The organism is Gimesia sp. (assembly GCF_048262075.1).
Lineage (GTDB): Bacteria > Planctomycetota > Planctomycetia > Planctomycetales > Planctomycetaceae > Gimesia.
This window is the reverse complement of sequence record NZ_JBLXFK010000033.1, coordinates 1-12,442: the sequence shown is the minus strand read 5'-3', so window position 1 is coordinate 12,442 and position 12,442 is coordinate 1. Positions and strand designations below refer to the sequence as shown.

The window sequence follows — 12,442 nt, the reverse complement described above, 5'->3', positions numbered from 1 at the left end:
AAACTGTCAGGGCAATCGCAGATTAAAGTTTCATGTTACCGACCTGCCAAGCCGTAGGGGCGGTACCCAAGTGTCCGCCCGCCTGTCGAAGTTCGCCCCCGTTTCACACCGCAATGGGAACCGATGAACCTCTCGAATTTGATGTTTCTACCACGAAAAACACAAAACGACACGAAAGTAAGAAATGGGTGACCCCGGATAAAATCCGGGCCAAGCACAGCGAGCAGGAGGTCGCAGCTGCCGCATCGAATCCGGAACCGGGCTTCCCCTGATCACTTGGCACGGACGGACATTCCCTCAAATCAGAAATCTTAACATCATTTAGTTTTCAAAAATCGTACGCTTCCCTGCCTCACGCCTGGCGAATCTGCTTGCCGAGGCGTTTTACGACCGGTACAATGACGCCACTCACCCAGGCCGGTCCGCAGGGAAACAACAACGACCGGCCAGACAGAAATACAGTCCCGCCCTTATTGGAGTAGAACACGATGCTCTCGATCCCCGGCTCACCACGACGGCAGTGTGACGGCTCGCGCAGGCAGTTCCTCAAGATCGGCGGCCTGGCGCTGGGCGGACTTTCGTTGCCTCAAATTCTGCAGGCCGAAGCACAAGTTGCCGCCCCCGCCAAACCACTGGGCCACAAAGCCATCATCATGATCTTCCTGTCCGGCGGCCCTTCGCATCAGGATATGTACGACCTGAAGATGGACGCCCCCTCGGAAATTCGCGGCGAATTCCGCCCCATCGACACCAACGTACCCGGCATCCAGATCTGCGAACACATGCCACGACTGGCGACCATGATGGACAAGTTCGCCATCATCCGCTCATTGCATGGCTGCCCCGATCAGCATGCGTCCGATCTCTGCATGAGTGGCTGGCCCATCGGTGGTGAAGGGCGGCAGTCGGGTCATCCCTCACTCGGCTCGGTCCTATCCAAAGTGCAGGGCCCCGTCGATCGAGCGGTCCCACCGTTCGTCGGTCTCAGTATTCCGAGTCGTCACGAACCGTACGGCAATCCGGGCTTCCCCGGTTTTCTGGGGAAATCCCACGCCCCGATGCAGCCGACCGGCGAAGGCATGGACAACATGCGTCTGCAGGGCATCTCGCTGGATCGACTCCGAGATCGCAAGGCTCTGCTCAACGGCTTTGACGCGTTCCGCAACTCCGCCGACAACGCTTACGAGGGACTGGACGCCTACTCCCAGCGGGCCTTCGATGTCCTTACCTCCAGCAAACTCGTCGAAGCCCTGGACCTGGAAAAAGAAGATCCCGCGCTCCGCGACCGCTATGGCAGAGGCAATGACTCACCCGCCTTCGGGGAAGATGCCGGCCCGCACTGGCTGGATCAGTTCCTGATGGCCCGCCGCCTGGTCGAAGCAGGCGTCCGTTGTGTCACGCTCTCGTTCGGCAGCTGGGATCGGCACCATTCCAACTTCGCCCGCCTGCCTCTGCAACTCAATAAACTCGATCAGGGCATCACCGCACTGGTCGAAGATCTGCACAACCGTGGCCTGCAGGACGATGTCAGCGTCATCGCCTGGGGCGAATTCGGCCGCACGCCCCGCATCAACGAGAATGCGGGCCGCGATCACTGGCCGCAAGCCTCCTGTGCCCTCCTCGCCGGTGGCGGCATGCGGATGGGGCAGGTCATCGGCTCCACCAATCGACTCGGCGAAGTCCCCCAGGACCGCCCTTTGCATTATCAGAACGTTTTCGCCACACTCTACCGCCAGTTGGGCATCGACCCCATGACGACCACCGTCCCCGACTTCGCCGGTCGCCCGCACTACATGCTCGACATCCGCGAACCGATCGACGAGTTGATTTAACGGTCCCTGGCTTTCCTGATTTTTCTACCACGAAAAACACAAAACGACACGAAAGTAAGAAATGGGTGAGCCCGGATAAAATCCGGGCCGAGCAGAGCGAGCAGGAGGTCGCCGCTGCCGCGTTCAACCCGAAACAGGGCTGCTACTATACTCGTCACGGCCGGACAAAATCGCAGAAACCGCGACTAACGCCGTACGGCTAATGTGAAAGAAAATCGGGTAGCCCCGGATGCAATCCGGGGTTGTCGCAGACAACAGGAAACTGTCAGGGAAAGCATTCAAACCAGGGAAACCATCCCAACGCCTTCCGTGTAGGGTGCGGACCCATGTGTCCGCCCGCCTGGTGATGTTCAAACCAGTTTCACACCACAATGGAGGCTGGTAGAAAAGGCAGATCCATCTCTTGTTATATAGAAATCGGAATCCGCAGAAAAGTTTTCTCGATTTCGTTACCCCTTGTTGTAATCTGGCTGTTAAACTGGAGCCGGTTGTTTATCCCCTTCAGATCAACTCACTTCAAGAAAGTGGTTACGCTCATGATGAAATCTGTTTCCTGCTGCTGCCTGGTGTTGATTTTACTGGTTCCCGCTCTGCTCCAGGCCGAGAAGAATTCGGACCTCAAACCCGTGCTGGGCAAGACCGGCGAACCGACGGCTGCCGATGCCTTCGATAAACCGAAACTCGGCAAACAGTGGGCAGCCGCGCGGGGAGAGTGGACGGTTACAGACGGCGTGCTGACCGGAAAAGAACTGAAAGCCGATAAACACGCGGCGGTCCTGACCTGGAAACTGCCCCATCGTAATTCCGTCATCCGCTGTTCGTTTCAGTTGAAAGACGCTGATTTCTTTCACCTGAGCCTGAATCATCCCAAAGGGCACCTGTTCCGCGTCATCCTGGACGAGTCCGGCATGACGCTGCGGACCGACAAAAACAAGAAAGATCCCAAATCAAAACCGATCACGCTGGCACGGGCTAAACGCACCCTCGAACCAGGTAAGTGGTACACACTGCAACTGGAAATGCAGGGAGACAAAGTCGTCGCGCAGCTGGATAACGGCTTAAAAGTCGAAGGCCAGCATCCCTCGCTCGACGTCAACAAAACCGGCTACCGCTTCATCATGAAAGGCAACACGCTGTTGCTGGATGACATGACCGCCTGGAAGCAGGAGTAACTGATCCACATCACAACGGAAGTGGCTGAGTTTTTCGAATTTGAATTTTCTACCACGAAACACACGAAACCGCACGAAAGCAAAAGCATGGGTGAGCCCGGATAAAATTCGGGCCGAGCGGAGCGAGCAGGAGGTTGCAGATCCCGCGTTTCCTCCAGAACCGGGTTACGTATTTATTCAATCGCAGTTAAAATGAGGCGCACTTCCTCACAAGCTCAAGTTCACACCGCCACTTTCTGTTGTCTGCGCCAACACCGAATTACATCCGGTACCATCCGCCGGTTACGCTCCAGCGCTCTACCAATGTAGACGTTCAGGTTCATCCCTTTCGTGGTAGAAAAATGAATCTACCGGGCCGAGCGATCAGGATGTTCTGGAAAAGTATCACTGCGGCAGACTCTCCACCAGCCCGATGACCGCCCAGGTCGTTCCCCAATAGACGGCGGTTTCCTGCACGCTCGCTTTTCTTTTTTCCTTGGTGCCCCGCACCGGCCACGAACCATCGTCGCGCTGCGTGCTCACCAGAAACTGTTGCGCTCCTTTGATGGCGGGGTCTTGTCGATCCACGCCTGCCGAGACGAGCGCGTATAAAGCCAGCCCTGTTCCCAGGGCATCACTGTCGTCAGCGATCATCCAGCCCCAGCCGCCGTCCGGGTGTTGCTGACTGCGCAGTTGTTTTATTATCTGGTCCCGCACTTCGGTTTCTCCCGTCTGGACGGCCAGCAGTAAGCGGACGGCATACCATTCGACACTCTTGCCGGGTGAACTCGCCTGGATGAGTTTCAGCGCATTGGTAATTGTCGCAGTGTTGGCTTCATGCTTCGCCTCACCCAGCAGGGCCAGCGTCAGCCACATCGTGGAGACAGCGTTCGTCTCTGCTGCGGGTCGTTTCTGAAAGGGGAGCTGGCCTCCTGCCTTCCATGATCCATCGGGCAGCTGTTCCTCTCGTAGAATCGCCGCCAGTTTGTTCCGGGTTTCTTTCTGTTCGTCAGTCTTGTCAGTCTGATCCAGACTCAACAGAATCTGCGCCACGCCTTCTTTGTTGCCCAGGCCGGTGATCTTCCCTTTGTCATTATTTTCCAGCGATTTGTCGATTGACCACTGCCTCCATTCCTCCAGGCGATCACTACCGGTGAAGCCACTCTGTTTCGCGGTTTGCAGGCTCCAGACCATATTCCCTGTACGATGACAGGTGACGCATTTTTTTTCTTCGATCCACCACAGCCCCTTTTCTTCGATAAAGGGAATGCTGCGCTGTACTGTTTCACGAATCTCAACGGTCGTGGGTGAGACGTTTGGCAGTGCGCCGATGGAAAGTGTCAACAGCAGCGAGCTGAATGCAAACATGATGAAAGCCATTCCTTAAGTGATGCGTTAGCAGAAAGAAAAAAGCAATCCTGGGCAATCCCTCCATTATACAATTCTGCTCGCAGGAAAGACACCAGCGATTAAATGTTGTTTTCTACCAAGTCAAAACTACGGTACAGGGAGTCAGTTATAACAGGATGATAGACAACGCCTGAGTAGGACCGCATTCACTTTTCCTTCTGAATCGGCAGATTCTTACGGCACGCAGAGAGAATCTGTCGCGCCAGGGCAGGGGACTTGACGGCCCGCGCCAGGGACAGGCCACCAAAACAGAGCGCCAGCGTTGAGAGAATTTCCTGCCGGGTGAATTCGTTCTGTGAGCGGCCCTCGAATTGCGCGACCATCCACTGGATGACTTCTTCGAACTGCGCCTTCGTTTCCTCATCGGCGCGGCCCAGATCCGAAAGCAGAGGAGGGATCGAACAGCCCTCCTCCACATGCGCGCAATGTTTGCTCGACAGGTACCGCTGCATGATCTCGATCAGTTGCTCCGGTGATTCACATTCACTGAGTGCCCCATTCATGGCTGCCTGGTCTTCGATGAACGACTGCACCAGCGCTGCGCCCAGCACATCTGTTTTCGAATCAAAGTGACCATAAAAGGCCCCCGAGGTCATACCGGCTTCTTCCATAATGCCGTCCACGCCACTTCCGACATAACCCTGACGTTTAAACATCCGCAGGGCGGCGTTCAGAATGTTTTTGCGGGAGCGGGTTTTACGATCCGTGGGGGGCGTCATCCTCGGGTCCTTCTTTCCAGGCAATCGGGTAATTCTCCAGATGCTCGCCGTCTTGAATTGTGCCGGTCACACTGCTGTCGGCGCGGTACTGAATTACCAGATAGTATAACGGTTCTTCCGAATTGTTTCGCCAGACCCGGGGCACTTCCGGCGAAAGTCGAATAAAGAATCCCTCTGAGACGTCGAACACGTCTTCACCCGCCTGGAACTGTCCCTGCCCCTGAATCACGAAATAAATCTCATCGTTCTCCTTGTGACGATGCACGAACGGCATCTCACGACCCGCGGGCAACGCGTTGACGGACATCTCCAGCCCGTCGGAATTCAGATACTTTCGTAGAAAATATTTTCCCCGCGCCGCCATCGGCGTATCGGGGGGCGCCAGACGATACCGTGCCCAGCTCTCCAGCGGTCCCGCTTTAAAACAGTCATATCCCTGGCCGTGCACCACATTTTCCGTCACTTGACTCATCTCGTTTCTCCCTGGAAATCAGATTGGAACTGTTAATATAACGATCGTTATATAGCGGTCGTTATGTTAAGTCAATCCCGTTTCCAAAATCGACACCATCCCTGCAGGTCCTATAACCGGAAGGGGTGAGGGACGAAATGGCAACGGTTTCTGAATGACCTCTATCTGGAATGGCAACTCCAGTAGAAATTGCCCGTCATTCGCTATAATAAACGGGTCTCAAAGGCAGACACTTGTTTGAGTCGGCGTGAGGAATTGGGTACACTGGTCGCTCTCTCTGTTGTGCATTCGTCTGCCTGTCAGGAACCTGCTTAAAAAATCACGTTCACTGACAGTCCGGCTCCTTAAAGAAAGCTGAAGTAATTCAATGATTTGTGTCAGCATCGGTCGAACCCGACACAAAATGGTGATGATGGAACACCGTTCCCTTGCAGAAAAAGGGGCGGAACTGGTGGAGTTGCGGCTGGACTGGATCGCCCGCGCTCCCGATGTGAGCCGCCTGATCAAAGACAGGCCGACGCCGGTGGTCGTCACCTGCCGTCGCCCGGAAGACAAAGGTCGCTGGAACCGCACCGAAGAACAGCGGCAGGCCCTGCTGCGAACGGCCATTGTTTCCGAAGTCGAATACGTTGACATTGAAGACGACATCGCCGGGTCGATCCCCCGCTACGGCAAAACCAAACGCATTATCAGTCATCACAATTTCGATGAAACACCCGACGACCTCGAAGAGATTTACGCTTCGATGTGCGAGAAAGACCCGGACATCGTCAAGCTGGTCACGATGGCCAATTCACCCGGCGACTCGGTCCGCATGCTGCAACTGGTCGCGAATGCCAAGGTGCCCACCATCGGGTTCTGTATGGGCGAGTACGGCGTGATCAGCCGCATTCTCTGTGGGAAATATGGTTCGCCTTTCACGTATGCTACCTTCAGCCGCGAACGTGAACTGGCACCCGGGCAACTCTCCTACTCGGAAATGTCGCGGATTTACCGCTACGATAAAATCGGTCCCGAGACCCCCGTGTACGGCGTCATCGGCGATCCCATCGCGCACAGTCTGAGCCCGTTGATTCATAACATCGCGTTCAAGCATGACAAACTTGATGCCGTTTACCTGCCGTTCCGGATTCCCAAAGATCGACTCAGGGAAACACTCAAAGAATTCGAATGGCTCAACGTCCAGGGTTACAGTGTGACGATTCCCCACAAAGCCGGGGCGCTGGAACTGGCCGATGAAGCCGACGACGCTTCGAAAAAAATGGGAGTCGCCAACACGCTTTTCAAAGACGAGAAAAACGCCTGGCAGGCCCGCAATACCGACTATGATGCCGCCCTCGACAGCATTCGACTGGGACTCGATCCCCAAGGCAAAGCGACTTCTGACCCGATCAACGGTAAACTGGTTCTGTTACTGGGCGCCGGTGGTGTTTCGCGAGCCATTGGCGCAGGCATTGTTGCTGCAGGAGGCGTCCTGACGATCTCCAATCGGAGTCGTACCCGGGGAGAACAACTGGCGAAAGATCTGGGCTGCAATCATTCCACCTGGGAAAACCGGGGCAGCGGACGTTATGACATTCTCGTCAATGGCACCGCGGTCGGCATGTATCCCAACGTGAACGATACCCCCTTCGCACAGAACTTCCTGCAGGAAGAAATGCTGGTGTTTGATACCGTTTACAATCCGGAAAACACACTGCTCCTCAAGCAGGCGCGTGAGCGGGGTTGCAAAACGGTTTCGGGCATCGAAATGTTCGTCCGCCAGGCAGCAGCCCAGTATAAAATGTTTACCGGTAAAGACGCCCCGCTGGAAGTCATGCGGAACACCCTGCGAAAAGGGATTTCCGCGGTCGGAAAACTGTAAGGGGCATTCGATGACGGTAATCACATTGATCGGCTACCGGGGCAGCGGCAAGAGCAGCATCGCCGCACCCCTGGCCGCCAGGCAGGCTGCAGACTGGATCGACGCTGACGACGAAATCGAACGCCGCGCCGGAAAATCGATTGCTGAGATCTTCGCCGATAAGGGGGAACCGCACTTTCGCGAGTTGGAACGAGCCGTCATGCAGGACCTGCTCAGCCGGGAGGCACTCATCATCGCTGCCGGGGGCGGGGCGATTCTGAATGCAGAGACTCGCGCCGATATGCGCAAAGCAGGCCCGGTGGTCTGGCTGAATGCCAGTGTGGATGCACTCGAACAGCGGATTAATCAGGATGCCACCACGGGCAGTCGTCGTCCCGCATTGACCACACGTACTTCACAACGCGAAGAAATACAGCATCTGCTCGAGCAGCGCGAACCCCTGTACCGCGAAGCGGCGACCATTATGATTCAGACCGATGACAAATCCGTAGCACAAATTGTCGATGAGATTATTTCCGCTCTGGATTCCCCCTCGTAAGGCACGACGAAAGTTTCAACAGCTATGACACCGTTTGGCATCAATCCTTATTTTCTGCTCGTGCTGCTGTTCCTGCTGGGAACATGCCTGGGACGGATCGTCAATCTCTGCATCGAAGAGCTTCCCCGCGAAGAACGCGTCGGTCCTGCCTGGAGACGCGTCGGTCGTCGTCTGCGGCATCTCTGGTCCCGCTATCATCTTCCTGTTATCGGCGTTTATTTAACACGCTCCTCCAACTCCACGTTCTCTTATAAACGTTCTCAACGGGAAGCGCTGGTCGAACTGTTGAATGGCGTGATCTTTGTGCTCCTGTACCTGGCCGAAGTCCCTTTGAGTGGCGAGGCGACCCTGCAGCAGAGCGGCCTGTTTACGCTGTATGCCCCCGATCCGGTCGCGATGAACTCCTGGATGACACCCGTCATGCTGCTCAACCTGCGGTATGCTTTTCATCTGGTGCTCATTGAATCGTTGATGATCGCGACGTTTATTGACTTCGATCTTAAGATCATTCCCGATGGCGCGACGCTGCCCGCCATGTTCATCGGGGTTGTCGGTTCGTTTGTGTTTGGTCTGCTGTACCTGGTGCCGGTCTGGTTTCAGGAACCGTCGGTGGTTCGCCTGCTGGGGATCTATTTTCCCGAACAGTATCGCAGTGCATTCGTCGTCGAAAAAGTGCCGCAGTGGGTCACCCTGTATCCGCATTTGCACGGACTGGCCGTCAGTCTGGTCGGGCTGGTCGTGGGGGGCGGCGTGGTCTGGGCCGTGCGAATTATCGGCCAGTGGACGTTACGCCAGGAAGCGATGGGCTTCGGCGATGTGATCTTAATGGCAGTGATCGGCAGCTTTCTCGGCTGGCAGGCCACGGTGACCGTGTTTGTGATCTCGCCTCTGTGTGCCCTGGGGGTTGTGGCTGTTTCCATCTTTTTTAAACAGTCGCGCGAAATCCCGTTTGGCCCTTATCTTAGTCTGGGCGCGCTGCTGGTACTGCTGGGCTGGCCGAAGATCTGGCCGTTCATCGAACGCATCTGCCACTTCGGTCCACTGCTCCCGATCCTGGCAATCGTCATGCTGCTGTTGCTGGGAGCCTGCCTGATGACAACGCAAATGGTCAAATGGATGCTGGGCATCCCCCTGCATTATGAGGAAGAATGGGTCGAAGAATGGACGTCCGCCGATCAGTTGACCTATCAGTCGGGTGAAAACGTCAACGAAACCCAGGGACGCTGGGATCTGACCACAAACGCACACACCCGTGCCGGGCGGGGAACGCAGCACTATCATCAATGGAAAAACGGGCGGTAAAATTTGAATCTGACTGCTTTTGTGAAATTGCCATCGACGAAGAAATTTCCAAGACAAGCAGGGGGGCGAGCTCTTTATCCAGTAGCGAGCCTGAATAACCGACCGATGGGATAACATGCTTCTTATACCCACCGGTCAGGGGATTTACTGCTTACCAAAAACGACCAGCACTTACTGCTCAGGCTGAATGATTTCATTCTGTTTCAGGTCGCGACCAAAAGAACTCATCAGCATCGGCTTGCCCGATTTTGTAAATTCTTTCATGCGGCGGAGAATTTCGGGGGTGATGGTCTCGTCACCTTCGTCGTGCCGTTTTTGTAACACTTTGATCTGCTGACTTACGATCGCCAGGGATTCCTGCAGGGAAAGCTTGGGCTCCGACCATTTTGTCCAGACAAGGTAGGGGCCTCTTTCCAGCATCTGGCGTTGAACTCCATTATGCACGCCGGAAATCATAATGGAGATATTCTTTCCTTTGAGGTTCAGAATTCCATCTTTCAGCGTTCCCGTTGGTTTACTGTCCCGCCAGGGGATCAGAGAGAATTCACAAGTCGCGTAACCTGGAATATCGACTCCCACCAGGGTTGCACCACTCAAATCCATCTGGCCCACATAATTTTGATCGTTGAGAATGACTGGAGAAGAACGGAAATCCCATTCCTGAAGTTTGAGATCAGAAGGATTGAACGTCTTTGCTTGCTGAATCTGAACGACTTCCGGAATCAACGTCAACTCGAAAACCCTGCCATCGCTGTCTTGTGCAAGTTCGATCCGTTGCGTGCGTAAATCCAGCATGTCAAATTTTCTGGTGATGGTTTCTGTGGCTTTTTGATTCTTAGCATTGGGAATCGTTTTGAGTTCTACTTCGACTTCAATTTGCCGGGCGGCGCGAGCGCAGGCAATGCTCACATTGATCCTTTCCTGCTCTGTTTTAATGCCCATTCCCACGGAGCCACCATGGCTGCAACTTCCATTCGAGTGTAACTTGTAAGTCTCCAGAGTCTCGCCTGGAATCCATGATCTGATTTCAGAGCGGACATGAAAGTACCGATGAGCTGAGGCATCTTCAGCGTGCCCGGAATTTGACAGGTAAAGACTCATCCCAAATAGAAACATCATCAAAAATTTGCCATTTGTCATTAGTTTTTCTGCTGTGCGTTTCATCAATTATTCTCCTGAAAGAGATGTCCGGAACTGGAACTCAATATTCCGACGCCACATAGGTAAGTTTCGGTTACGTAGTAGGACGGCTGGGTATCATCGGCGGCGATCAGCAATCTGTTTTCACTTCTATTTGAATCTGCTTCCCGCTTTTCAGAAGCGGGGACGTCATCTTGAGCGATCACGGCAGGATCGGGACCCCGGTCGATGCCTCGCAGCATCCAGCCGATGCCCACCCCTGTTAATAATGTGCACGCCAATGCGACAAGCGTCCGTGCTGTCAGGTTTCGTAACGTGGATAAACTGGTTTGCCTGGCTTGCGATTCTGTTAATCGGGCGGCCACCAGTTGACGAATCTCAGCCTTTTTTTCCAAAGAGGGCTGAAGCTCCTGCAACGGAGCCAGTATTTCCCGGATTGATTCATCGCTGGGTTCTGTCGGTAATTCATCATGTTCTGAATTCATAATTCACATCCCATTTCCAGAAGAAGTTCTTTCAAACGGCACTTGCCGCGATGGAGGTGACTCTTAATCGTTCCGGTAGGCAAGTCGAGCGATTCGGCGATCTCGCCAATCGAAAACCCTTCTACGAAACGCAGGAGTATTATTGTTCGTACATTGGCATCCAGTTGACTGACGGCCCGCAGCAACTGCTTCACGGTCTCTGCCTGGGTCAGGTTGTCAAAAGGAGTTTCTCCTGACCAGGACAATTCAATGTTGGCATCGATCGACGTGTGTCGGGGTGGCGATTTTCGCAGATAACGAGACCGCACGTGACGCGCCGTGGAAAAGACATAAGCACGGAGTTGCTCAGTTCCCCCGCGCATGCCCGACAGACTAGTGACGAGCTGGGCGAACGTTTCTGCAGTCAGTTCCTCCGCAAGATGCCAGTTGCCATCCCGGCAGTAGAAGAAGCGAAACAGTGGTGACTCAAAAGTGGCTACCAGAATGTTGAACGCCGAGACGTTTCCTCGCTTCAAGTCTCTCAGGACGGCGGAATCGATCGGCGTGAGCATTTTTGAAAGTAACAATCATTCAGAAGGGCACTGGATTGAACCGTGAATACTATAGTGGTGCCACTTTCTCAGGAAAGGTTGCAGAAAATGCCTGAAAAATTCTGATTTCAATGAAAAATACCGGCGGCAGGAATTTGATGTGCGAAACAGAAAACGGTTCCGGTGCATTTTATTGTTATGTGTCAGTTTGCACGCCGTCCCACAGGTCAGTACCGGTCAGCCACTCGAATGCATAATACCGTTGAAAAAGAACCGGATAAACCAGATCATCCGGCAGGGTGCCTTGGCGAATCGCAGGACGAGCATAGCAGTGTAGATTGTAAGTACGATCATTCTCCGCGAGAATTTCACCGGGTTGGCGCAGTCGTGCGGATGACACGAACTGCTCGATGGAGTCGCCAAGTCCGGGCATAATGTCATCTACCAGTGAGCCTGTATCACAGGTCTGCGTTGGCAACCCCAACGAATCGACCTTATTGATCGCCCAGAGCAATGCCCATTGAGCCTCCTGACGCCAGCACGCTTCACTGAGTATTTCGTCAGTCGGGGTGGTTGATTTCATGAGTGCCTGTTCGGCGGGAGAGGCGTACTGCCAGATCGATTGGTCGATGAGCCATTCGATAATTGGTCCCGGATCGACGCCATAGCCAGTCGCAGCGATCGCATGCAGAATCAGGGTCCGAATCGCGATTTCCTGTGACGTACGGGGAGTGGGTTCGTTGTAATCGGCGATGGCTGGCAGCGCGTCTTCAACGTCGATACCAAGCGACGCGGCCCATTGTTTTGTTTTGACCATATTACCCTTGTTTCATAATTAGAATCGAAGTGAACCAAATCAGCATATTTCATTCAGTGTAGAGTTTCAAGAGTTCTGTTTCGCCACGATTTAGCAATTAGCCGCAGGGCGTTAGCCTAATGGCACTTACTTTAGATCAGTGTGTTTCAATTTCTCTGGGGGCTTTTTTCTTTTTTCGAAAT

Annotated in this window: 13 protein-coding genes; 6 read left to right on the top strand and 7 right to left on the bottom strand. The window is 54.2% G+C overall.

The features are described 5' to 3' along the window. The first annotated feature begins 32 nt into the window (after positions 1-32). From ACN0YH_RS27735 to ACN0YH_RS27725, 3 genes are all read left to right on the top strand, one after another. On the top strand, positions 33-272 hold the full coding sequence (locus ACN0YH_RS27735; RefSeq protein ID WP_417382860.1) for a hypothetical protein: 240 nt from the start codon (positions 33-35) through the stop codon (positions 270-272). A gap of 216 nt (positions 273-488) precedes the next feature. Beyond that, complete coding sequence (locus ACN0YH_RS27730; protein WP_417382859.1) at positions 489-1,832, top strand: DUF1501 domain-containing protein; 1,344 nt, start codon at positions 489-491, stop codon at positions 1,830-1,832. Between the two features lie 536 nt (positions 1,833-2,368). Next, entirely contained in the window at positions 2,369-3,004 is a 636-nt protein-coding gene (locus ACN0YH_RS27725) for a hypothetical protein (RefSeq protein ID WP_417382858.1), read from the top strand. Between the two features lie 384 nt (positions 3,005-3,388). Here ACN0YH_RS27725 and ACN0YH_RS27720 read toward each other — a convergent pair whose 3' ends face one another. From ACN0YH_RS27720 to ACN0YH_RS27710, 3 genes are all read right to left on the bottom strand, one after another. Further along, complete coding sequence (locus tag ACN0YH_RS27720) at positions 3,389-4,351, bottom strand: prenyltransferase/squalene oxidase repeat-containing protein (protein WP_417382857.1); 963 nt, start codon at positions 4,349-4,351, stop codon at positions 3,389-3,391. 188 nt (positions 4,352-4,539) lie between these two features. Beyond that, positions 4,540-5,112: a TetR/AcrR family transcriptional regulator gene (locus tag ACN0YH_RS27715; RefSeq protein ID WP_417382856.1), complete on the bottom strand. Its 573-nt coding sequence runs from the start codon at positions 5,110-5,112 to the stop codon at positions 4,540-4,542. Beyond that, the gene (locus tag ACN0YH_RS27710) at positions 5,090-5,584 is read right to left on the bottom strand and encodes a cupin domain-containing protein (protein WP_417382855.1); all 495 of its coding nucleotides are present in this window, start codon (positions 5,582-5,584) and stop codon (positions 5,090-5,092) included. The genes ACN0YH_RS27715 and ACN0YH_RS27710 overlap by 23 nt, the downstream gene beginning before the upstream one ends. 367 nt (positions 5,585-5,951) lie before the next feature. Here ACN0YH_RS27710 and aroE point away from each other — a divergent pair, with 367 nt between their 5' ends. From aroE to ACN0YH_RS27695, 3 genes are read left to right on the top strand one after another with little or no spacing between them, the layout of a single operon-like run. Then, a complete protein-coding gene (aroE, locus tag ACN0YH_RS27705; protein WP_417382854.1) occupies positions 5,952-7,448 on the top strand; it encodes a shikimate dehydrogenase in 1,497 nt (498 codons plus the stop codon). A gap of 10 nt (positions 7,449-7,458) precedes the next feature. Then, on the top strand, positions 7,459-7,986 hold the full coding sequence (locus ACN0YH_RS27700) for a shikimate kinase (RefSeq protein WP_417382853.1): 528 nt from the start codon (positions 7,459-7,461) through the stop codon (positions 7,984-7,986). Between the two features lie 24 nt (positions 7,987-8,010). After that, positions 8,011-9,288: a prepilin peptidase gene (locus ACN0YH_RS27695; RefSeq protein WP_417382852.1), complete on the top strand. Its 1,278-nt coding sequence runs from the start codon at positions 8,011-8,013 to the stop codon at positions 9,286-9,288. A gap of 171 nt (positions 9,289-9,459) precedes the next feature. Here the strand turns inward: ACN0YH_RS27695 and ACN0YH_RS27690 are convergent, their stop codons facing one another. From ACN0YH_RS27690 to ACN0YH_RS27675, 4 genes are all read right to left on the bottom strand, one after another. Next, positions 9,460-10,452 (bottom strand): hypothetical protein, encoded by a 993-nt coding sequence (locus ACN0YH_RS27690; RefSeq protein ID WP_417382851.1) that lies wholly within the window; start codon positions 10,450-10,452, stop codon positions 9,460-9,462. Then, complete coding sequence (locus ACN0YH_RS27685; RefSeq protein WP_417382850.1) at positions 10,452-10,913, bottom strand: hypothetical protein; 462 nt, start codon at positions 10,911-10,913, stop codon at positions 10,452-10,454. The genes ACN0YH_RS27690 and ACN0YH_RS27685 overlap by 1 nt, the downstream gene beginning before the upstream one ends. Continuing rightward, positions 10,910-11,464: an RNA polymerase sigma factor gene (locus ACN0YH_RS27680; RefSeq protein WP_417382849.1), complete on the bottom strand. Its 555-nt coding sequence runs from the start codon at positions 11,462-11,464 to the stop codon at positions 10,910-10,912. Before ACN0YH_RS27680 ends, ACN0YH_RS27685 begins: the two co-directional genes overlap by 4 nt. Before the next feature lie 175 nt (positions 11,465-11,639). Further along, positions 11,640-12,260 carry a DUF4272 domain-containing protein gene (locus ACN0YH_RS27675; protein ID WP_417382848.1) on the bottom strand — a complete coding sequence of 207 codons (621 nt, stop codon included), beginning with the start codon at positions 12,258-12,260 and terminating at the stop codon, positions 11,640-11,642. Between the last annotated feature and the right edge of the window lie 182 nt (positions 12,261-12,442).

Coding starts and splice junctions, on each gene's coding strand:
- ACN0YH_RS27685 (WP_417382850.1), bottom strand. CDS start 10,913: ATGAATTCAGAACATGATGAATTACCGACAGAACCCAGCGATGAATCA.
- ACN0YH_RS27695 (WP_417382852.1), top strand. CDS start 8,011: ATGACACCGTTTGGCATCAATCCTTATTTTCTGCTCGTGCTGCTGTTC.
- ACN0YH_RS27720 (WP_417382857.1), bottom strand. CDS start 4,351: ATGTTTGCATTCAGCTCGCTGCTGTTGACACTTTCCATCGGCGCACTG.
- ACN0YH_RS27725 (WP_417382858.1), top strand. CDS start 2,369: ATGATGAAATCTGTTTCCTGCTGCTGCCTGGTGTTGATTTTACTGGTT.
- ACN0YH_RS27680 (WP_417382849.1), bottom strand. CDS start 11,464: ATGCTCACGCCGATCGATTCCGCCGTCCTGAGAGACTTGAAGCGAGGA.
- ACN0YH_RS27675 (WP_417382848.1), bottom strand. CDS start 12,260: ATGGTCAAAACAAAACAATGGGCCGCGTCGCTTGGTATCGACGTTGAA.
- ACN0YH_RS27735 (WP_417382860.1), top strand. CDS start 33: ATGTTACCGACCTGCCAAGCCGTAGGGGCGGTACCCAAGTGTCCGCCC.
- aroE (WP_417382854.1), top strand. CDS start 5,952: ATGATTTGTGTCAGCATCGGTCGAACCCGACACAAAATGGTGATGATG.
- ACN0YH_RS27690 (WP_417382851.1), bottom strand. CDS start 10,452: ATGAAACGCACAGCAGAAAAACTAATGACAAATGGCAAATTTTTGATG.
- ACN0YH_RS27730 (WP_417382859.1), top strand. CDS start 489: ATGCTCTCGATCCCCGGCTCACCACGACGGCAGTGTGACGGCTCGCGC.
- ACN0YH_RS27710 (WP_417382855.1), bottom strand. CDS start 5,584: ATGAGTCAAGTGACGGAAAATGTGGTGCACGGCCAGGGATATGACTGT.
- ACN0YH_RS27700 (WP_417382853.1), top strand. CDS start 7,459: ATGACGGTAATCACATTGATCGGCTACCGGGGCAGCGGCAAGAGCAGC.
- ACN0YH_RS27715 (WP_417382856.1), bottom strand. CDS start 5,112: ATGACGCCCCCCACGGATCGTAAAACCCGCTCCCGCAAAAACATTCTG.